The sequence below is a fragment of the Moritella sp. 5 genome (assembly GCF_018219455.1).
Classification (GTDB): Bacteria; Pseudomonadota; Gammaproteobacteria; order Enterobacterales; family Moritellaceae; genus Moritella.
In genome coordinates, this window is the sequence record NZ_CP056122.1 from 3,058,762 (window position 1) to 3,082,648 (window position 23,887).

A 23,887-nucleotide genomic window follows, 5' to 3' on the forward strand; every position below is an offset into this window, starting at 1 on the left:
ATCTCCGCACCAAAATAACCGAGAAACTCTATGTTTATCCATCATGTTAACGGCATCGACTGGCTGGTGATTACAGCTTTTGAAGAACTGAAAACTATATTTATCGAAGAAGCTGGTGCGATCCCCTTTTGCTTCTCTACCGCCAGCGAATTAAACCTGATTGATCAAACCAAGCGCACTTATGGATATTTGCCTACACTCAGCGGCGTAATCACCGATACCGGCACTTTTCAAAGTCAGGATAACGAAGAAGATTTGACCCCACAGCTTGCCTGCCTAGTTGAGGGGCGTGGTCGGGTATTTATCTATCACGGCGGCTTTGTGGCTTTTGTGGATGACGAGCAAACCTTTATTACCCGAATGGACTGAAAATTATTCAGTAAGTTGAAATCGGCGAGATGCATCCCTAGCAAGGAATTGGGCAATTTTGAGTTAGCTAGGCTAGCTAACTCGTTCGTGGACAGAAGTGCGTTAGATTTAATACTCTAACGCACTAAACTTAGATTAGGAAAAGTATCCTGAAGTATTAAATTTTGTTAGCTAATACTAATTGCGGGAAGCACTTCTGCGAAATCATTATCTAGCATATCTAATACACTCTCATAACCATATTTCGGCTGCCACCCTAATTCTAATTGCGCTAAACTAGAGTCATAAACTCGGTCGAGACTTTTAGGTAAATGCCAAGTTCGATCTGCGAAGTCTTTTGCAAGCTTCGCAGCATACTCTTTTACGACATCATCAGCGTTTAGATAAAGCTGCTCACAACATGTCTTATTAAATGGTGTTTTTCCAGAAATAATATAACGCCTGAACCCCGAAAGACGTTTTTCGATGGCACAAGCATGAGCATTCGCTACATCTCGAGCATCAATGCCACGCGTAAGACGATAGAGAGCCATTAAATTTGCAGGTTCAGGAAAGCAGCGAGACATTTGAAGAACAGTGACAGGTAAATTAAACAAGTTTGAGATATTTTCCAAAATCTGCTCTGCTTGTATCTTGGATTTGTGGTAAATCGTTTTAGGTCTAGGAGTAACCGTTTCATTGACCCATCCTGCAACGCCATCAGGCGTTGAAGAAAAACCATAGAGGGCTGTAGTGCTCGTAAACACAAAATGTTTAACCCCTTTTTTTACTGCTAATAGTGCTAATTGCTCCGTTGCTTTTATGTTGATATCTTCGAATTCGTGGTCAGATACCAAGCCTACATGCGGCGCATGCAATGCAGCTGTATGAACAATGACATCCACATCCTCTACAGCCTCAGTTAACAAACCAATATCACGAATGTCTCCAACATAGTTTACTGTAGAGCAAGGAGTTTTATCTATTCCTACGACTTTGTGAGTCTTCATCAATTTTATATAAATTGCACGTCCTACTCGACCAGCTGATCCTGTAACTAAAATTTTCAACTTTTACTACCTGTTTGAATCCAAGAGTCTATTCTATCAGTTTACGAATGGTATGGTCTTCCTCTTCGGTATTGCATTGACCAAAAATACCGCAAACAAGTATTTATGAATTAGAAAAATTCAGTCAAAATGCTGTTACTGGATAATGTGTGAGTTTTAACCCTAAGACTAAAAGGGGCAAATTTGGCTTAAAGCATAAGAACTAAGCCATAGCTGGACAGAAATAGGTTTCGTAAAATCGAATTTTAGCAATCAACGAATTACTTCAGGGTATGGCAAAGCTGAGTTGTTGGGAGATTATCTTCTGCGTAGTAAAACCCTTGAAGGCAGTTATTATACAGCACCAGTGCCTTTCACTGGCTTAGAGGGGACTCCAGCAGGGTACGGAGGCTTTTTAGATTTTGGGATAACCTGATTGTCTTTTGACAATTCGAGACCGTTTTCTGCAAAATACGAATAACACTGCATTAATCTACTCTATCGAACCGTTTTCATTATGCATAATGAAATGTATGGCAAATAATCATGTCTGTTCGTAACCTCAAAAACGGCCACAAAAAACCTTAGCCTTGTGAGTGCTACCCACAAGGCCGTAACGGACAGCGTATACCACACAATATCAGCACCTTAAAGATCAAATCCATTGTATTCACTGTCGAAAGCAGTTCAAAGCCAAGCTCTCAAATCAACAAAATTACAACATTTTGTGATTTACGTTTCAAGGCGATTTTGTAGCCAAATGTAACCTAGTGTAACTTTACTAAAATAGATCACACTTTAGTAAAAGTTTGGTTAATAAATACCAACATAGGTTGTAGACTCCATTTGAAATCACAGCGTAGCTAGCCTTTAGAGGTATATCAACTTGCGTATTATCCCTTTGTCACACAAACAGAAGCGATTCAGATGAAAACTAAATACGTAACGATACATCTGACTCTGATAACACAGTGTTTGTGATGCAGCACTTCTACTGATAACAAGGAATATGAATAATGAACTTAAATAAGTCACTTATTGCGATATCGATTGGCACAGCACTGCTGACTACAGGTTGCAGCCTGTCACCATTTTCAGCCAATAGTGAATCACAAACAACTGAATATAAGAATGTTATTGACCGTTCAGGTTCACCTGAATACATGCGTGATTATGATTTTTATGACCATCAGCGCTTTAACCCATTTTTTGACCTTGGCGCATGGCACGGTCATCTACTACCTGACAACGACGAAGGCATGGGCGGTTTCCCTGGTACGGCACTGTTAACTGAAGAATACATTAATTTTATGTCTAACAATTTTGATCGCTTGAGTGTGTTCAAAAACGGTAAAAAAGTTGCTTTTACAATGGACGCATACAGCTTACCAGGGGCATTAGTTCAGAAGTTAACATCAGATGATGTCACGGTTGAATTAACACTGCGCTTTGCATCAAACCGTACTTCATTGCTTGAAACCAAAGTAACGTCAGACTCACCAGTAGAATTGGTTTGGGATGGTGAGTTACTTGAGAAGAACCACGCAAAAGAAGGTAAATCACAATCAGATAAAACCATCGACCAAGCCTACCCTAATTATGATCGTATGCTTGTGGCAACAGACGATGGCTTAACGGTCACCTTCGGTAAAGTACGTGCAACTTCGTCACTACTAACTTCAGGTGATTCTGAATACCAAATCCATAAATCAATTCCAATGAATACCGAAATTGATGAACATAAGTTCAGCTCAAAAGCGACGATAGCAGGTTCAACAACCTTTTATACAACTTACTCGCACGTACTAACAGCAGAAGAAAATCAGGCTGAACAAGCAAACATTAAAGCAATACTCGCGAACCCGACTGCGTACTTAAGTGCTTCTGAACAGCGTTGGGAAGGTTATTTAGACAAAGGTTTAACCAATACTTACGCGACCCAAGAGCAAGAGCGTGTTGCCGTAAAAGCGATAGAAACATTAAACGGTAACTGGCGTGGCGTAGCTGGTGCAATGAAGTTTGATTCTGTTACACCTTCAGTAACAGCGCGTTGGTTCTCAGGTAACCAAACTTGGCCATGGGATACTTGGAAACAAGCATTTGCAATGGCACACTTCAATCCTGACGTAGCAAAAGATAACATTCGTGCGATGTTCGCTTACCAAATTCAAGCTAACGATCCTGTTCGTCCATGGGATGAAGGCTATATACCTGACTTACTGGCCTATAATACCAGCCCTGAACGTGGCGGTGACGGTAGTAACTGGAGTGAACGTAATACTAAACCAAGTTTAGCAGCTTGGGCTGTAATGGAAGTATACAACACCACTGGTGATATGGCTTGGATAGAAGAAATGTATCCGCAGCTAGTCGCTTATCATAACTGGTGGTTACGTAACCGAGATAACAATGGTAATGGTGTACCAGAATATGGTGCAACACGCCATAAAGCTCACAATGATACAGAAGGAAATATGCTGTTCACGGTTAAACGTGGTGGTAAAGATTACAAGTATGCGGGCATCGAAAAATACAACAGGATCCTTGCCGACGGTAACTTTGAACATATTGAAGTACCAGCACAAACAGCTGCATCTTGGGAGTCAGGTCGTGATGACGCCGCAGTATTCGGTTTTATCAGTGAAGAACAGCTAGATGCTTACGTTGCAAATGGTGGTAAACGCAGTGATTGGGATGTGGCATTTGCCCAAAACCGCGCTGAAGATGGCACCCTACTTGGTTACTCATTACTACAAGAGTCAGTTGATCAAGCCAGCTACATGTATAGCGATAATAAATACTTAGCACAAATGGCCGATATGTTAGGTAAAGATGATGAAGCGAAAGAATTCCGTGATAAAGCGGATTACCTAGCGACTTACATCAATACGTGTATGTTTGATGAAAGTACTGGCTTCTTCTACGATATCCGTATCGAAGATAAAGAACTAGCCAATGGCTGTGCGGGTAAACCTATTGTTGAACGTGGTAAAGGCCCTGAAGGTTGGTCACCACTATTTAATGGCGCAGCAACACAGGATAACGCTGACGCTGTAGTAAAAGTAATGAAGGATACGAGCGAATTCAATACTTATGTACCACTTGGAACAGCTGCTATTTCAAGCCCTGCTTTTGGTCCTGATATTTACTGGCGTGGACGTGTATGGGTTGACCAGTTCTACTTTGGCCTAAAAGGCATGGAACAATACGGTTACCGTGAAGATGCAGTTAAAATGGCAACGGCTTTCTTTGATAACGCCGATGGCCTAGTGCAAGACGGTCCAATTCGTGAGAACTACAACCCGCTAACAGGTGAACAACAAGGCGCGCCAAACTTCTCTTGGAGTGCTGCCCACCTATATATGTTATATAACGATTTCTTTACTGAAGAAAAATAACTAAAGCGTATAAGTAGCAACTGCTAACATTAAGAAAGGCCATTACAACAAAGTGATGGCCTTTTTATTTAGCCAGTATGCAACTAGCCCTCTCAGTAAATTCAACATAAACACACCTCAAATGATCAGTCCCGTAATTTGGCCACAACTAAACGATAAGAATTGAAATTTAAGGTTTATCACGAGAAACCGACTGACGATCTCAAATTTTAGCTTTTGTCTTAGCTCCCAGCAAAAAAGTTAATAATTAATGAATTACATTTTTTACCGTACTTGCCTACAAAAAGTGACTTGCTTAAACCTCCGTACATGCTTTTTGTTCCTTAATCACAAGACTAAGCCTAATTAGTGTGATTTATTTCAAATTAAATATTATCTCCCCCCTTTGCCTCCACCCCAAAGCTTATTAAAAAGGTTGATGTTATTGTCACCCATTTATTTATCATCACAGAAACAATTAATTATTTCTGAACTCTTAGCCAAATTTATAAATAACCAAGGGATTGAGACAGTGAAAAATAATACTACACAATTTAAATATTCAGCACTTGCGAAAATAATTATACCGCTATGCTCTGCAGCTATTACCGTAGGGTGTAATAACAATTCATCTACACCTTCAAAACCTGTCACTCCCACTATCCCAGATGAATTAATAGAACCGAGCATTTCACAACCTGTTCCAGTTGAACTTCAACCGACAATCGCCCTACCGGATGACGCACCTTCACCATCTAAAGAACAATTTATTATCAGCTATATAATAAGCCTTAATCCCGTCGAATCCTTGCAGTCAAGTGCGTCTAAATACACTCATTGGACGCTAAACTGCAATAATATTAACCCTGTATCTACAATTAGCGCTGATGAGTTTGGCCCTGTTTGGCTGCTTAATAAAAATGTACTCAATTCATGTAGCACGCTAGTAGTCAAAGATGGAAACCAAGTAACACAAGTTACAGTAGCTATTAGTGAAGCTGATTTAGGAAAAGAATTTTTTGTTGCAGACAATAGCACTAAAAAAGTTGAAGGGTCCCGTCGAGATGGACTACTCACGGCTAAAGGGCTTCCGCAGGCTGGTACAGATGTCACCATGCCTGAAACCATCAAACCAAGGGAGTTTGATGCTCCTCAAGAAGGCATGGTTGCATTGCAGATTTACGATGCCATGGGTGATTACACACCCTACGAGAACATGAACCTTCACCTCTGGGGAACAGATAAAATCCCAGATGGGGGCTGTGAAGGGTTAACTGATTCAGCTAAGAATAAAGGGTGGAACGATATCTCTGTGAGCCCAGCTGATAATGATGAGTTTGGCCCTATCTGGTATCTTCCTGTCACAAGTACGGAATCTGGTTGCTTCAATGTTATCTTCCGTAATGGAAATAAAGATAAGCTTATTGACTCAAATATTAAAATAAATATTGCCACTATGGGAAATAATCGCTCTGTTACTTTTATTCCAGGTAGTACGACTCAATACGATACTCGCGAACAAGCTTTTGAATTATCCGGACCATCATCTGAATTCTCAATCGATACCTTAGGCGCGATCATGCTAGACGACAAAACTCTTGTATGGAAAGGTGGAGCGAATGCCGACATGGTCCAAATTATGTTCAACCATGATGGTAAATATAAAGTTAAAGAGATCATTGAAAATGGAAAATCTAAGAAGGTCGTTTCTGGTGCTTCCATTATATTGAATTCTACCGAGCTAACAGTGGAGCAGAAAACGAAATACCCTCATCTTGCTGAATACCCTGTATTTTCTTTACCTACTCTTCCAGCAGATATAGCACTTTCTTCATTACTGAAAGGCAGTATGGTCGCGATTGCTTCAACCAACAATGGTAAATTTCGGTCCACCACAGGTATCCAGTACGCTGGCGCATTGGATGCATTATTTGCACAAGAAGCCACAGAACTGCAATACGGTCCAATCTATAATAATAACGACGTAACTTTCCGGCTTTGGGCCCCAACCGCCAGCAGCATCGAGCTGGTTATCTACAATAGTAATAAATCAGAAACTCAACGTATTGCAATGGTTGAAGACAAAACATCGGGTAGCTGGAGCGTCGATCTTGAAAGTAATGCGGTAGATGGTAAGTTCTATCGTTATGCTATGAAGATATTCCAACCTCGTGAACAAAAAGGCTACGGCTATGAAGTTACGGACCCGTATTCAATCAGTCTTTCAACTAACTCCATCTACAGTCAGGTAATTAACTTAAATTCAGACCAATTAAAACCAAACGGCTGGGATAACTTAGAAGCACCTCATTCCCAAAAAGAAAGCGATCTTTCTGACATGGTGATCTATGAATCACACGTCCGTGATTTCTCAGCACGCGATGAAAGTACGCAGAATAAAGGCAAGTACCTTGCCTTTACCGAGCAAGAATCCGTACCAGTCGAACACCTTAAGCAGCTAAGTAAAGCAGGCATGACCCACTTGCACTTAATGCCAGTATTCGATATTGCGACTATTAACGAAGACCCGGAAAAAGTAGCTAATATCGACCAAGCATTTAGCAAGCTTTGTGAGCTAAACCCTACGATAAAACAGTCTGAGTTTTCAAGCTATTGCACAAGTGGAGGCTCAATTTCAGATGCCTTCACAGAACTTGCTGAAGTCGACAGCAAAGACAATGCAAAAGTTCAAGAGCTCAATGAATACGTACGTAGCGTAGATAGCTACAACTGGGGCTATGATCCGCTTCACTACACAGTTCCAGAAGGTTCGTATGCAACAGAATCCGAGGGTTCCAAGCGGATCCTAGAATTCCGCGAAATGGTTAAATCAGTCAAAGAAGATATAGGTATGAATGTGATTGTGGATGTTGTTTACAACCACACTAATGCATCAGGCCTAAATGACAAGTCGGTACTAGACAAAGTTGTTCCGATTTATTACCAACGCTTAGTTCCTGATACTGGCGCGATAGAAACATCAACATGTTGCGATAACACTGCACCAGAAAATGCAATGTTTGCCAAACTTATCGATGATTCAATTCAAACCTGGGTCAAAGCATACAAGATTGATGCATTCCGTTGGGATTTAATGGGCCATCACCCACTTTCGCAAATGCAGGAAACACTTAAGGCTGCCCGTCAAGTTAATCCAGACGTATACTTCTATGGTGAAGGCTGGAACTTTGGTGAAGTCCAAGACGACAAACGTTTTGTTCAGGCAACCCAAAAACACTTAGGTGGTACCGGTATTGGTTCTTTCTCTGATCGACTGCGTGATGCCGTACGTGGAGGAAGCCCCTTTGATACCGGAGAAAGCATACGTAAAACACAAGGCTTTGCTACAGGTGCTTATGTGATGGCGAATGAGCTAGTCGACATTGCAGCCAATGTTAACGATGATGGAGTATCAGCTGAATTAGCACGTGCACTGCATCAAATTGATCTCACCCGTTTAGGTATGGCCGGTAACCTCAAAAATTTCGAATTTGTTGACTATAAAGGCAACACTCAGAAAGGTTCAACGTTAGACTATAATGGTCAGGCAGCTGGCTATGCAGAACAACCTTGGGAAACTCAAAACTATGTCTCTAAGCATGATAACCAGACGCTTTGGGATATTAATATGTACAAAATATCACACGATGTCTCACTAGACGATCACGTTCGCATGCAGGCGATCGGCATTTCTACCGTGTTACTTGGTCAAGCTATGCCATTTAACCATATGGGTGGTGAACTGCTGCGTTCTAAATCTATGCAGCGTGATTCCTACGATTATGGAGACTGGTATAATCGTGTTGATTTTACCCTTAATGACAACAACTGGAATAAAGGTCTTCCAGCGAAAGATAAAGACGCCGCCAACTATGACTTAATCGAAAAGATACAAACAGCAAACGCACAACCAAGTGCCGTAAACCTAGACCAGATGTTTGAGTTCTACAAAGAGCTGCTTCGACTTCGTAAAGCGTCACCACTGATGGCTCTGCCAAATGCAGATGAAATTATTAGCCGTGTTGATTTCCGTAACGTAGGAAAAGATCAAACGCCGGGAATCATTGTAATGAGCATCGATAATGGCTTAACACAAACAGCGGATTTAGACAGTAAACTTGATTCTATTGTTATTATAATTAATGCGACTCCTCAGAAACAAGCAATTGGTCATTTCCTTGATAACAGTAATAACACTACCGACCTTATAGGATTTGAACTGAGTACCACGCACAACCAAACTAACTCTATTGCCAGTAACGCTAGCTTTACTAATGGTCAATTTGAAGTTCCGCCATGGTCTAGTGCAGTATTCGTCCAAGCTCGTGATGGTGAACGCGGAGCAGGTCTTCCTGTTGCGCTGAAGGCCGAGATCGAATAAGTTTAATTTGTGATAATCAAGCAAAATTGCGAGTTAATATTAGTCCGTGATTTTGCTTCACTTTAACCCAACTCTAATTATTCAGCTATAGTTAGCAACTAGAATATGGTACTGATTTAAATACCAAAAAAATTAAAAAGGAAGCATTTCAGCTTCCTTAAATTATGTATCTAACACACGTTATAAACGCTATTTAGTGACTATAAATCAGCTAACGCTGCATTAATTTTTTTAACAGCATCGCTTGTTACCCATTGACTCCACATAGCCTTATTCTTCAATAAGAAGTGTTCTGCGGCATAATCACCATCGGCTTGCTCTTCTTCTACCCAAGCAAGCTGTTGATTCATTTCGCTATTAGTAAATGTACGTTTGGAAAGATACTGCATAACCGCAGGTTCTCTTTTAGAAAAACTAGTTGTGACAATGCTCTGTACAGGTGCAGCAGGATAATCCGTCACTTTCGGGTTTTCACAGTCTTCGATAATGGTACAGTTTTCAAATTCATCACGGTTAAAACCAGTACCAAAATCAACACGAACCATCTCATATTTATCCATAAGCGCGGTTGGCGACCAATAATAGCCAAACCATGCTTCTTTATTTTCGTACGCTTTTACCATTGAACCAGCTAATCCAGCACCGGAACCAGGATCCACTAAGTCAAAACCGTAGTCAGAAAGGCCCATCGCGTTGAATAAATTAGTGGTTGATATCTGACAAGTCCAGCCCGCAGGACACGCCATAAAAGCAGAACGACTTGGATCTTCAGGGTGTTTAAATAATTTCGCGTTGGCCTTAATACCTGCTAGTGTAGCTAAAGACGGATCTTTCTCTACCATATATGCAGGCACCCAAAAACCAGAAACGGCACCATCAGAAAGTAAATCCCCCGCAACAACAATACGACCTTCCTCCCCGCCTTTTTCCAATGTTGTCCTTATCTGGTTAGTCCAAAATTCGGGCGCGATATCAGGGGTGTTTTTTTCAATCATCGACGTCGCAGTTATCGTCGAGTTACCTGGCACTATTTCAACATCGCAGCCATAACCATTTGTTAAAATGAAAGCATCTATATTGGCGACTAAGGTTGCACTTCCCAAATTCATATCTGCTATTGTCACTGAGCCACATTCTGCGGCAAAGGTATTGAAAGACGCCATCGTTAGCAATATTGCTAAAGGGGATTTTTTAAACATAATAAAACCTCAAATTAAACTGAGTATATTGGTTGAAAGTCATTAACGTTATTGTAACCAATATTTTTAATTGCACATTCACTTTCACTAAAATAATTGAACTAACCAGTCTAATTCAACTAGTTAGTCGCTAATTACAATATGATTGGCGCTTATTCAAACATACACAATACTTAATGTAAGTCATTGAATAAGGATGCCAAGCGTGGAACATGAATCAATGGAGTTTGATGTTATCATTGTCGGGGCTGGCCCAGCTGGATTATCTGCGGCCTGTCGCTTGCGCCAACTAGCGCTAGAATCTGGCACCGAACTGAGCGTTTGTGTCCTCGAAAAAGCCGCTGATATTGGTGGACATACCCTTGCAGGTACAGTCTTTGAACCCCGCGCATTAGACGAACTGTTTCCCGACTGGCAAAACTTAAACACCCCAGTGACCAACGCCGTAAAACGAGATGAAACTTGGCTACTTAAAAATGCGACCACAGCCCGTCGCGTCCCCAGTATGTTAGTCCCATCAAGCTTAGACAACAAACATAACTATATCATCAGCCTTGGCGATTTATGTATTTGGTTAGCACAGCAAGCACAAGAGCTCGGTGTTGAGATCTTCACTGGTTTTACCGCCAACGATTTAGCATTTAATCAGGACGGCAGTGTCAAAGGCGTAATCACTGGCGATATGGGTCGCAATAAACACGGAAAAGAAAAAGATAACTTCATGCCGGGTATGGAATTGATTAGTAAATACACCTTAATCACAGAAGGTTCACGTGGTCACCTAGGTAAACAACTGATCGAAAAATACAAGCTAGATAAAGACGTAGACCCACAACATTACGGACTCGGTATTAAAGAACTGTGGCAAATCGATCCAGCCCTTCATCACCCGGGGTTCGTGATGCACAGTATCGGCTGGCCATTAGCAGAGCACGGCGCCACTGGCGGGGCATTCTTATATCATCTAGGTAAAGATCAGGCTTATGTTGGTTTGATCACCGACTTAAATTACCAAAACCCTAACCTCAGTCCTTTCGACGAATTTCAACGACTCAAATTACACCCCGCATTTAGTCGTTACCTTAAAGGAGGAAAGCGCCTTGCTTACGGAGCCAGAACTATCACCAAAGGTGGGTATAACTCACTACCTAAAATGGTGTTCCCCGGCGGGTTATTACTTGGTTGCGATGCAGGTACACTGAATGTGGCAAAATTGAAAGGTACGCACACCGCAATGAAAACGGGGATGGTTGGTGCCGAAACCGTATTTTCAGCAATGGCATTAAATAAAGAGACTCTTGATAATTTCACCCTATTATATGAAGCATCCTGGGTATACCAAGAGCTATATCAATCTCGTAATTTTGCACCTATCACCCACAGATGTAATGCCATGTTAGGTGTCACCTGGTTTGAACAGAATATACTGCATAAAAGCTTGCCTTTTACACTGCACGATTCAAAACCAGATCACAGCCAATTACAAAAAGTAAAATCTGCCACTGAAATCGTTTATCCTAAACCAGACAACGAATTAACGTTTGATCGATTAAGCTCGGTATTTTTAGCCAATATACAACATGATACAGACCAACCTTGCCACCTTAAACTCACCGACCCCAGTATCCCGATGTGCTCTAACCTACCCCGCTTTGCAGAACCTGCACAACGGTATTGCCCTGCGGCCGTTTATGAAATAATAACCATCGACGACGAAGTTAAATTCCAGATTAATGCTGAAAATTGCATTCACTGTAAGGCTTGTGATATTAAGGATCCCTCACAAAACATAGTATGGACACCACCGGAAGGCGGTAGCGGACCCAATTATGCCAGTATGTAATACGAATAATACCCATCATCATTATCTTAAATGACAGGTATAAAAAAGCGCTGCTAATCAATGATTAGCAGCGCTTTAATACAAGTTGTTCAATCAACGTAGTGAGTTACGCAATTAACCAACTTTATCTAGCTTTACCGGATTAAGCTTTACTACTTGTGCATTAATGTAGTCAGTAACAGCAGCTTGTTGTGCTTTACTTAAGTACAAACCAAGCTTAGTTCGACGCCATAATACGTCTTCCGCTTTCTTAGCAAATTCAGTTTCAATCAAGTAATCAATTTCGCGGCTATAAACGCCTTGGCCAAAGTGAATGCCAAAATCAGCTTCAGATTGACAATCTTTAAATAAGTTCCAAGAATCTGTACCGAACTGATTAACATAACGCTTAGCGGTTTCAGGGTTTAGCCATAAATGCTGTGAACAGATATTGGCAACTAGCTGTGTACGAGGATAGTTAAAATCACCACCTGGTAGCGCTGTATCAGCAGTCCATGAATCACCTAGCTTGTCAAAGTACGGTGAAATTAGATTCATCGCAGATTCAGCCAGTTTACGGTAAGTTGTTAACTTGCCACCGAAGATAGATAGCAATGGCGCTTGTGTGCCTTCTTGCTCAATTTCCAGTGTGTAATCACGTGTAATTGCTTGTGGTGATGACGATTCGTCATCACAGAGTGGACGTACACCACTGTAAGTCCAAACAACGTCACTCGGTGCAAGTTGTTTAACAAAATGTTCGTTTACAACATCAATCAGGTAATCAACTTCTTCATCAGAGATCGCTACTTTACGCGGGTCGCCAACGTATTCAACGTCTGTCGTACCGATAATTGAGAAGTCTTCCATATAAGGAATAACAAATACAATACGGTTATCTTTATTTTGTAGAATGTAAGCTTGTTCTTCATCATGAATGCGTGGAACAACAATGTGTGAACCTTTCACCAAACGAATGTTACGTGGCGATTTTTCTTCCATGCTGTCATCGAAAAATTGCTTAACCCAAGGGCCAGCTGCATTCACTAATGCACGCGCTGTACGCTCTAAACGAACATTTGTTTGCTCGTTTAGAATAGTGACTTGCCATAAACCATCCTTACGAACGGCTTTTTCTACACGGCAATAGTTTTCAACTTCAGCGCCATTACGTTGTGCTGCCATTGCGTTTAGAATCACTAAACGCGCATCATCAACCCAGCAATCTGAATATTCAAAACCTTTAGTAATTTCTTTTTTAAGCAAACCTGATTTCGCTAAATTTACTTGTTTGCTGCCTGGTAACGTTGTACGTTTACCCAAGTTATCATACAAGAACAAGCCTGCACGAATCAGTATTGCAGGACGTAAGAAAGGACGATGTGGTAAACGGAAACGCATTGGTTTAACAATGTGTGGCGCTTTTTTAAGTAATACTTCACGTTCTGCTAATGCTTCAGATACTAAACGGAATTCGTAATGCTCAAGGTAACGCAAACCGCCATGAACTAATTTAGAGCTTGCTGATGATGTTGCAGAAGCAAAATCAGCGGCTTCATATAAGCCAACAGTTAAGCCTCGGCCAGCAGCGTCTGCAGCAATACCTGCACCATTAATGCCACCGCCAACAACGATCAGATCTAATACTTCATTGGTCATTACTTTCTGATTTCCATTATTCATACTTAACTCACTTTAAATACATTCTTGTTTGAGCGAACGACCGCTATCGAACATCTGCAGTTAATATAGAACACTTTCATATTAAAATCACCATTTACTTTCGAATTCGCGCATTTATTTTTACATTTCGAACATTTGAGTTTAAATTCATGCCCAATTGAATGTTCGAATGGCTATTAAACATTAAAGACATGGCAATTTGATGACAAAAATAGACCAAATAGCAATAAAACACATAAAAAAAGAGCGCCACAGTATAAAACTTAATGGCACTCTTTCAATTTAAGTTAAGGCGACGACCTATTGGCAATCAAACTTAAACACGATTATAGTAAATCATCTTCTTCGTCATGACCTTCAGACCATGATTGTGCCGCTTTAACAGCACGTTTCCAACCGCGGTAGCGACGCTGACGTTTTACTTCATCATCATGTGCTTCAAATGATTTTTCAATAACAGCTTTGCCTGAAAGCTCATCAAGACTATCCCAGAAACCAACAGCAAGACCTGCAAGGTATGCAGCACCTAATGCTGTTACTTCCGTTACCGCTGGACGTAATACAGTTGTATCTAGTACATCAGCTTGGAATTGCATTAGGAAGTTATTTGCTACTGCACCACCATCTACACGTAGTTCAGTCAGTTTAATGCCTGAATCTGCTTGCATTGCATCAAGTACATCGCGTGTTTGATACGCGATACTTTCTAGTGTTGCACGGATAATGTGGTTTGCACCCACGCCACGTGTTAGACCAACGATCGTACCACGAGCATATGCATCCCAGTACGGTGCGCCTAAACCTGTGAATGCAGGAACAACATAAACACCATTAGAAGTCTCAACTTTAGTCGCAAAGTATTCAGAATCTTTCGCATCTGAAAGTAACTTCATTTCGTCACGTAACCATTGGATAGATGCACCACCCATGAATACAGCGCCTTCGAGTGCGTATGCAACTTCACCGCGTGGTCCACATGCTAACGTAGTTAATAGGCCATTCTTAGATGTTACTTTTTCTTTACCAGTGTTCATTAATAAGAAACAACCAGTACCATAAGTATTTTTCGCTTGACCTTGCTCTACACACATTTGACCATAAAGTGCAGCTTGCTGATCGCCCGCAATACCAGCAAGAGGGATACGCGTACCACCCTTGCCACCGATGTTCACTTGACCATACACTTCTGAAGAAGATTTCACTTCTGCCATCATTGATAGTGGAATATCAAGAATCTTAAGTAGTTTCTCATCCCACTGTAATGTATTGATGTTAAATAGCATGGTACGTGATGCATTCGTGTGGTCTGTTACATGAACGCGCCCTTGTGACATTTTCCAAACTAACCAAGTATCAACCGTACCGAACAGTAGTTTACCTGCTTCAGCGTCTTCACGCGCACCCTCTACATTATCAAGGATCCATTTAATTTTTGTACCTGAGAAGTACGGGTCAACAACAAGACCAGTGTTTTCACGAACGTACTCTTCAAAGCCTTCGTTTTGTGCTTTTAATTTGTCACAAATGTCTGCAGTACGACGACACTGCCATACAATTGCGTTATAAACTGGCTTGCCTGTTTCTTTATTCCAAACAATAGTCGTTTCACGTTGGTTCGTAATGCCGATGCCCGCGATCTCATCACTGGTGATACCTGTTTTCGCTAACGTTTCAACTAATACTGAACTCTGAGTTGCATAAATTTCAAGTGGATCATGCTCAACCCAACCAGCTTGCGGGTAGATTTGAGTAAATTCACGTTGAGAGACGCTAACAATATTTGCATCGTGGTCAAGAATAACGGCACGAGAACTAGTTGTTCCTTGGTCTAAAGCAATAATGTATTTTTTCTCAGTCATTATGAAGTCCTTTATATTTCATTTGGTAGAGTACTTTATACTTAGTGTTTAAAGTAATAGGTCTTATTTATTATAAATAATATCGTATTCAAAACCGCTTGGGTGTAATTCAAAGTGCATACTTATACTTTAGCAACTACACCTTCAGCTGATTCGTCATCACACTGGTTTGGGATAGTACAACCGTGGCCTGCTGATGGTAGGTATTGACCAATCACTTTTGGATACAACCAACCACCAAAACATGCACCAGCAATTGGCGCTAAAATTGGCACGATAAAGTAAGGAATCTCTTTAGCGCCTGTTAGTGCGTAATCCCAACCCGCGAAATAAGCGAATAGTTTTGGACCGAAGTCACGTGCAGGGTTCATTGCAAAACCAGTTAGTGGACCTAAAGAACCACCAATAACCGCAATTAACACACCGATAAGAACAGGGTTCATTGCGCCGCGTGGTTCGCCGTTATGCTCATCACCTAACGCTAAGATAGCGAACATTAATACCGCAGTGATTACGAACTCAACCGCAAATGCGCCAATGAACGTTAATGATGGGTGTGGGTAAGTTGAGAAGATACCCGCTGTTGATAATGCAGCTTCACTGTTACGTAGGAAACCGTTCGCGATTTCGTAGTCAGTAAATAAATTGCTATATAAGCCGTATACTAAAGCAGCTGAACAGAAAGCTCCTGATAGCTGAGCGAAAATATAAGGTAATACTTTGCTTTTATCAAATCCGTGAAAAGCTGCTAAGGCAATAGTCACAGCAGGGTTAATGTGAGCACCAGATACACCGGCTGTACAGTAAATAGCAATCGCTACCCCCATACCCCAAATAATACTGATTTCCCATTGACCAAAACTAGCGCCTGTTAATACTAATGCAGCTACACAGCCGACACCAAAAAAAATTAGCAGTCCAGTGCCAATAAACTCAGCGAGGCATTCGCCCATCAGAGTATGCTGTTTATTGTTAGCCATGATTCATTCCTTTGTTATGTTTTTATATTTTTATGTAGGGTATACACGATCTTCGTGTGCCAGTAAATTTACACTTTTAATACATAATTAAAACAAACAAAGAATAAAAGTGAGCGTTCGAACACATTAATACGCTCAAATAAGACACATTGAGTTATATTAACTTACAAAATACGCAGTATCGAGCTGGTTTGACCAGAATAAAATCATATACGGATAGAGTTACATTGTATTCCCGTAACAAAAATCAACACTTTATTGGTAATTAAATGTGTTTAAATCGCATAAATACTTCATATAGTCTAATTAGAAAGGGCTAAAAAAGATAAGATGTAACTAAACGAACACTGTAACGACAATATGATTAAAACGAACAAAATACGGTTAAACCATCAACAGGCTTAACCGTATCAACACTGTATTAACTAGGCGTGTGTGACCCTACTGCGAGATAGCAGAATGATCGCTTGGTTTTGATGTCACACTTTTAATAAGCATGTAAATGCACATCGTTAGCATGCAAACACCAAAATATGTAACTAAGCCATTGTTATAATGCTTAAAGCCTTGTGCAGCAACAGGCCCAACAACGGAACCCACACTATAACTTAATAACATGATCTCCGTTGCCGAAACAATTTTGCTAATGCTTAAATTATCGCACGCTAGCGAGATCGCAACCGGATATATCGAGAACACACTCGCACCCAATAGCATATAGCTTGAACTTAATAACACCGAATCACGGGTCGTTAATATCCCGATAATCCCTAGCACACCAACCAAGCAGAATAAGGACATTAGCAATGTCTTACTCATTTTTGGTGATAAATAGCTGACTAATGGTTGCACTAACATGCCGCCTAAGATAATGATCGCCATTAACATACCCGTCTGCTCAGCACTACCTGTTTGCGCTTTAATATACAAAGGCATCAAACCATAAACTGGTGCCATTAACATGCCTGACACTAAACAACCCAAAATTGCAGGTCGGCTGAGTGTTTTTAGTTCTGCTAACTTGATCTTTTGATGGCCAATACAATCAGGTTGCCCTACTTTAATTAATAGTGGTGGTAGTATCGCAATCAACAATACAGCAATCACCATGCTATAAGGAAAAATACCCTCTACGCCGATTGGCACAAGTCCTAACTGACCAAGTGAGTTACCACCGTATAAAGATGTCATATATAAACCAAGACGCTTTGCACGTTGTTTTGCTGTATCGGCTATTAATAGCCAAGATTCAACAACAACAAATACGCCAGCTACAGCAATACCCGCAATAAAACGAGACGCTAACCACGTTGCAGCCGTTGGTACTGCGATCATCAAAAATATTGATAATAACAACACACTTAAAAATAAAATAAACGCAAGACGATGACCTATTCTGGCGACGACTCTTTCTATCTGTAATGAACCAATTAATAGTCCCAGATAAAAGATACTTGCCAACCAAGGTGTTAGTGTCAGACTGAGACCAAATGATGGTAGTGATAGCGGAATTAGGCTCATTAAAAAGCCAGATGCAATAGCAAAAAATGACAAACCAACAACAGGTACGAAAGTACTGCTTCGTGGGTTTGTGCAGGCGAATGTTCCCACCTTGTATCCTCAAGTTAAGTTATTTAAATATAGGTTATGCGACTATATGTGTACCAGTTGCTGGTTACTGCATATTTCGGCGAGACTTTAATCTTAAATCATTCGGAAGTAAAGATCATTTCCATACAATTTAAAATAATTTACAAACTATATAAACCTCACTTATTCACCCATTTAATAAGGTTGCTGACATGTTAATATTTTAAAACGTCATATTTTCAATAATTAACTGTAAATAAAACACAAATCAAAAACAACAAAAAACCAAAGCTCTATTTAAGTAACAAAAATGCTATAAAATGTGATTTAAAAACATCATTAACACCTACTTATAGCTGTTTGGCTAATAGTCATTAAAAATGAAATCGCTAACAATTTCATTTCATAATTAGTTTTCACAATTACAACCTTTTTGTTCGTACGAGAATAGCAGTCGAGTAGCGTCATCAATACATGATAAATTCAGTCATTATGGAATGGTAATGGCGATTTTTTCAGCGCTGAAATCAGTGGAACTGGAGGTTTAGAGACCTTAGGATTCTGTCAGCTTCACGTAATTATATAGCACTAAACTAGCGTTCAATTGGATTACGGCTATTAAAATCACCATATAACACACGGTTTTTACCTGCAACCTTAGCTGTATACAAGAGTTCATCCGCCTGCTTTATAATGCTTTTGATTAATTTAATTTGATCAATCGAAGACGTAGTGATTGCACCACCAGACATGGTGACGTGAAATGCAATATCTCCGCTATAATGCGGTAAGTTAGCGACGGTTTCACAGATGCGTTCAAAAATATCAATTTGTTTATTGCCTTTGTTATAAGCAATCAACAAACCAAACTCTTCACCACCGAGACGGAAAAACATATCTTTTTCACGAACCATATGCCGAATTGCAGTGGTAACCCGAATAAGAACTTCATCGCCGACAGGGTGACCATAAGTATCGTTAACGTGTTTGAAGTTATCAAGATCTATGATCATAAACGAATAAAACTGATGCCTTCCAATACCTTCTAACTCAGCCATAAAACCACGGCGGTTAAGTAAGCCAGTCAATGGATCATGATGAGACTCTTTCGCTAGCGTTTGCGATACAAGACGTAATTTAAGCGTATACAACACCCAGCCAGCAAGGACAATAGCGACAAAATAAAACGTAATATCAACAAAACTATTTTTAATTAGATATTTTAACTTGTCAGCCATAGCGTTGGGCATCACTAAGCGTAAATCCGTAGTCTGACCATCAAAACTTAAAGTTTCACTGGATAAATTACCTAACGGTGGAAGAACTCCTGTATTGCTTATATAAAAATCTGAATCAATATCCGAGACTAAATCACTCCACAAAATGTCCATGTTCAGCACACCATAAAATGTCTTATCCATGAAAATTGCAATCGAAAAGGTAATGACATCTTTGTTGAGGCTTAAATCTGCATAAGGGCCAGTGATGAAGATCTGGTTCCCAAGATCTTCAACATCTACACTCAATGTTTTCTGCATGTACGGTCGAGTAAACAGCTTAGTTTCAAATTCATTTGGCTTCAGGACCAATGCATTATATTTTGGCGAGGTAATAACAAATTTATCCAACGAAATGAAATACAAACTAATCACATCCTCCGCACGGCCCGCAAGAAACGTCATCATAGGTGCTATTTTTATCGTCTCTTTAATCTTATTTTGCAGTACCGTGTTGTCCTCACAGCCCGCTTTATCACTGGCAACTAAGAAGTTTGTCTCAAACTCATACATATGCTCACTGGTTGGAAGTTTAGATACAAGACAAGTGTCATCGTCATTCAATGTGAAACTTAATTTTTTATCATCAACTAACGCGGTATTTAAGGAGCTTAATTGCGACATGCCATATTGAATTGCTTGCAACTGATAAAATAGTTCACCTAAGCGCCCTTCAACGGCCTGAAAAGAATGTTGGAATTTATCTAACTGCTTAACCTCAGAACGATTAACCTGATAAGTGATGATAATACCAATAATAATAACTAAATAAATAGCAATTCTAGCTTTCACAATACACCTGTTTACCGCATCTTTTTATGCCTGATAATTGGCTGGAAATAATATACTGAATCATTACTGATTACTATGGTTGACAATGTAAGGACATGCAATAGAAACATTATGTTACTGAAATGTGCATATTGGAAGCGTAATATATTAATAATAAGCGTGAAATATATAATTTTGGGACAAAACGCTTTATATACCGCTGGAATAAACCGTATACATAGTAAGGCCTCTATAAATAGAGGCCTTACATCCGTACTGTCATTAAATTTAATACCCTATCGCTATAACCAGAATAACCACGCTACGATCGATAAAATAAAGATACAAATCAAGTTCAGGTAGATACCAACACGTATCATTTCTGATTGTTTAATGTGCCCGGTACTAAATACAATCGCATTAGGAGGTGTTGCGACAGGTAACATAAATGCGCACGATGCCGCAATTGCGATAAGCACAGATAGAATAACAGGTGACATACCAAGCGCTTCAGCTACACCTGCAAAAACTGGGATTAACAGTGCAGCACTGGCGGTATTACTGGCAAACTCTGTCAGCATAACGACAAACGCAACAATGGTTAAAATGATAATAACCATTCCTGCCTGAGCAAGAATCCCGCTTAAGCTTTCCGCCAAGAATACACTGGTACCTGTTGCTTTTAATATATTACTTAAACAAATTCCACCGCCAAATAATAGGAGTACACCCCAGTCAGTAGTCTTCTCAATATCTTTCCAATTGACGACTCGAGCTACACCTACAAGCACAATAGCCATCAAGGCCACTAATGTATCAAACTTAGAGAAACCACCAAGCATTGCATTAATCGGTTTACTAAATATCCATAAAAATACCGTTAACGAGAAGATAGCAAGTGTAACAATTTTACCTTTATCCCACTCAATAGGTTGATGGTCTATCTCAAAGATTTCATTCAGATTTGGTTTAAGCAGTATATATAGCACTCCGACTGTCACAGGCAGTAATATCAAGGTAATTGGCACACCATATGACATCCATTCCGTAAAACTTAAATTTAATTGCGCCGCTGCAATCGCATTGGGAGGACTGCCAACGATAGTTGCAATTCCACCAATACTGGCGCAATAAGCAATACCAAGCAATACAAAGACATAAGTATTATGGCCTGTTTTAGTGTTTACTTTGTTAAGTACACCTAATACCAAAGGTAACATCATCGCGGTTGTCGCGGTGTTACTGATCCACATAGATAAACCCGCAGTGACACCAAACAGCATAAACACCGCAACATTCATTCTGCCTTTTGCCAGCACAAGTACCTTATCCGCAATTACCTTATCGAGTTCTTGTCGATGTAACGCGGCAGCAAGTGCAAAACCACCAAGGAACAAAAAAATAATAGGGTTAGAAAAATTATTAAGCGCAGTTTGAGTATTAAAGACTTCAAATACCACAGCAAGAATAGGCACTAATAAAGCGGTAATACTGACATGCAGTGCTTCTGTTAACCATAAAATGGCAATAAAACTCAGAATACTAAGCCCTAGTACGACATCTTTTTCAAAAGGTAAAAAATTATATAATAAGACAAATAAAACAACATCTAAAATAATAATAATGCTGTTTTTATTGGTTAGCCATTCCATCGTATTGGTGGGTAGCGGTAGGCTTTCATTTTTGTTCATGTGAGCTCTATTCTCCTAATGAATATATATTTACAAGTACTCCAATAGGGTTATTCTCACATGTAATATAAATCAACACGTCAATATAAAGATAATTATGGTGAATTAAACCAAAGCAATATGTAATAAATCGAACTCACTCACATTTTACATCGCAACTGCTATTTTTTAACCAAAAATCATCAGTGATATAATAAGGGTTTAACATTTATTTCTGTCTGATCTAGTCAACTCTTGGAGAAAGCACATAGTACGCCCCCTGAGTAATACGCTATGATTAATCGTGAACCAGTATATTAAAAACAGTGTTGAATTCATTCACGTTAAAACGTTGAGTGAAAACATTGAGTGAAAAAGTCAAATAAGAGTGAATACACGAATAAACCCGTGTATTATGCGGCACTTAGGTATCATAAGAATGCCATACATAATAGGCGAGTCGCTGCATTTAATAAGGGATAGAAAGTTTGAATCTAATGTTCATGGAAATGGGTATCCTACTCTTTGTATTTTCAATGATTGCGGTTGCAATTTTTGTACAAGTAAGAAAAATGATATTAACCAAAAAGCGCCAAGTTTTAGCGGTACAACGTCGGAGCATAGAAGAAACCGAAATTGTTTTAAAGTACGCAACGTCGCTTGCATTTAGCACAAAACTTACGATCTTATTACACCAACGTATTATCGCCGCGCTCAAAAACATTTTAACCGTCGAACCGCTGAACGATAAAATTAAACACCATATTACTCAACAAAAAATGCATATTGCGACAGCCAAAATAGTAGCACCATCAGGTTTATTTATTGAACCTGTTGATGAGCGAACCGCAATTGACTTAGCACGAAGTATTTCACGTCTCAAAGTAATTTTGCGTCACGAGCTACACAAGAGAAACATCTCATTAGAAGATTGTGTCACTGAAGAATCTAAGTTGGAAAAAATGCGCTTAAAACTGCGTTTGAGTAATTGCTTAATCAAAGCGACTACATTTTTTGAGCATGAAAAATATAGCACTGCGGTAAAAATGTTAAATGAAAATATTACATTAATCGAAGCTGTCGACCTCAAAGACGATTTTTTAATAGATAAACGAGACAACATGATTAAACTATTAAATAAATCGACCTACCAATTAGCTGAAATCGAAGCTCAAAGTAAGTTAGATGAACAACCAGAAAAGACTTCAGCACTTGATACTTTATTTGACCAACAACAGCCCCAATAAATAATGAAAGAAGAGTGGACTCTATGACTAGGTAACCCCTTCTAAATAATGTCTAGACATTATTAATTAAGTAGGCTACCAGCTGAATCTTGGATTTTACCGTCTGTCTGTTTTTTTACATCATCTACTGCTTCTGTAGCTGACTCACTCGTGTCAGATGCTGTTTCAGACACAGACTCAAGAGCAGTCTTAGCTCTGTCTTTCGCTTTATTATAAGTATCACTGGTCGCTTCTGACGCTGTATCTATTACATTAGCTGCACTTTGTTTTGTACTATCCCAGGCTTCTACAGACGCACTCTTAACATCATCAGCCATTTCTTTAGCCTCATCGACAGCGCTTACAGCAGCGGCTTTAGTTGTATCTAACACATCCTCAGCTGTACTCTTTGCATCATCATAGCTCTGCTCTATGGCACTCTTATCCGGTTCTTCTTGCTCAGTGGCTTTTTCACTACTATCACAAGCACTGAGTAAACCCAAAGGTAATAAAATAATTGCAAGGTTACGCATCATAATATTCACTCCTAATCGTGATTACATGAGATGCTTAAGTTTATCTTAAGTCCTATGAGCGTAGCAGCAAATGATAATTCGGCAATTATCATACCAGAGTGCTAAAGACAAAAAAGGCT

Annotated in this window: 14 protein-coding genes; 5 read left to right on the forward strand and 9 right to left on the reverse strand. The window is 39.8% G+C overall.

Annotated elements, in window-relative coordinates:
• Window positions 1-30 precede the first annotated feature (30 nt).
• Entirely contained in the window at window positions 31-369 is a 339-nt protein-coding gene (locus HWV01_RS13610; RefSeq protein WP_211672064.1) for a cytosolic protein, read from the forward strand.
• A 167-nt stretch (window positions 370-536) separates the two neighbouring features.
• Here HWV01_RS13610 and HWV01_RS13615 read toward each other — a convergent pair whose 3' ends face one another.
• On the reverse strand, window positions 537-1,418 hold the full coding sequence (locus tag HWV01_RS13615) for an NAD(P)-dependent oxidoreductase (RefSeq protein ID WP_211672065.1): 882 nt from the start codon (window positions 1,416-1,418) through the stop codon (window positions 537-539).
• Between the two features lie 995 nt (window positions 1,419-2,413).
• Here HWV01_RS13615 and ygjK point away from each other — a divergent pair.
• A complete protein-coding gene (gene ygjK, locus HWV01_RS13620; RefSeq protein WP_211672066.1) occupies window positions 2,414-4,795 on the forward strand; it encodes an alpha-glucosidase in 2,382 nt (793 codons plus the stop codon).
• 511 nt (window positions 4,796-5,306) lie between these two features.
• Entirely contained in the window at window positions 5,307-9,155 is a 3,849-nt protein-coding gene (gene pulA / locus HWV01_RS13625) for a pullulanase-type alpha-1,6-glucosidase (protein WP_211672067.1), read from the forward strand.
• Window positions 9,156-9,355: 200 nt separating this feature from the next.
• On the opposite strand, the gene HWV01_RS13630 is transcribed toward pulA, so the two are convergent.
• Window positions 9,356-10,354: an ABC transporter substrate-binding protein gene (locus HWV01_RS13630; RefSeq protein WP_211672068.1), complete on the reverse strand. Its 999-nt coding sequence runs from the start codon at window positions 10,352-10,354 to the stop codon at window positions 9,356-9,358.
• Window positions 10,355-10,559: 205 nt separating this feature from the next.
• On the opposite strand from HWV01_RS13630, the gene HWV01_RS13635 reads away from it, so the two are divergent.
• Window positions 10,560-12,197, forward strand: a complete 1,638-nt coding sequence (locus HWV01_RS13635; protein ID WP_211672069.1) for an electron transfer flavoprotein-ubiquinone oxidoreductase — start codon at window positions 10,560-10,562, stop codon at window positions 12,195-12,197.
• A gap of 114 nt (window positions 12,198-12,311) precedes the next feature.
• Here HWV01_RS13635 and glpD read toward each other — a convergent pair whose 3' ends face one another.
• From glpD to HWV01_RS13665, 6 genes are all read right to left on the reverse strand, one after another.
• Window positions 12,312-13,859 (reverse strand): glycerol-3-phosphate dehydrogenase, encoded by a 1,548-nt coding sequence (gene glpD, locus HWV01_RS13640; protein WP_211672070.1) that lies wholly within the window; start codon window positions 13,857-13,859, stop codon window positions 12,312-12,314.
• Window positions 13,860-14,185: 326 nt separating this feature from the next.
• Complete coding sequence (glpK, locus tag HWV01_RS13645; RefSeq protein ID WP_211672071.1) at window positions 14,186-15,718, reverse strand: glycerol kinase GlpK; 1,533 nt, start codon at window positions 15,716-15,718, stop codon at window positions 14,186-14,188.
• A gap of 122 nt (window positions 15,719-15,840) precedes the next feature.
• Complete coding sequence (locus HWV01_RS13650; protein ID WP_211672072.1) at window positions 15,841-16,698, reverse strand: MIP/aquaporin family protein; 858 nt, start codon at window positions 16,696-16,698, stop codon at window positions 15,841-15,843.
• A gap of 441 nt (window positions 16,699-17,139) precedes the next feature.
• A complete protein-coding gene (locus tag HWV01_RS13655; RefSeq protein WP_211672073.1) occupies window positions 17,140-18,309 on the reverse strand; it encodes an MFS transporter in 1,170 nt (389 codons plus the stop codon).
• A gap of 572 nt (window positions 18,310-18,881) precedes the next feature.
• Complete coding sequence (locus tag HWV01_RS13660; protein ID WP_211672074.1) at window positions 18,882-20,357, reverse strand: diguanylate cyclase domain-containing protein; 1,476 nt, start codon at window positions 20,355-20,357, stop codon at window positions 18,882-18,884.
• Between the two features lie 281 nt (window positions 20,358-20,638).
• The gene (locus tag HWV01_RS13665) at window positions 20,639-22,027 is read right to left on the reverse strand and encodes a DASS family sodium-coupled anion symporter (protein ID WP_211672075.1); all 1,389 of its coding nucleotides are present in this window, start codon (window positions 22,025-22,027) and stop codon (window positions 20,639-20,641) included.
• Between the two features lie 476 nt (window positions 22,028-22,503).
• Here HWV01_RS13665 and HWV01_RS13670 point away from each other — a divergent pair, with 476 nt between their 5' ends.
• Window positions 22,504-23,253 (forward strand): hypothetical protein, encoded by a 750-nt coding sequence (locus HWV01_RS13670; RefSeq protein ID WP_211675855.1) that lies wholly within the window; start codon window positions 22,504-22,506, stop codon window positions 23,251-23,253.
• A 62-nt stretch (window positions 23,254-23,315) separates the two neighbouring features.
• Here the strand turns inward: HWV01_RS13670 and HWV01_RS13675 are convergent, their stop codons facing one another.
• Entirely contained in the window at window positions 23,316-23,768 is a 453-nt protein-coding gene (locus HWV01_RS13675; RefSeq protein WP_211672076.1) for a hypothetical protein, read from the reverse strand.
• Window positions 23,769-23,887: the final 119 nt, after the last annotated feature.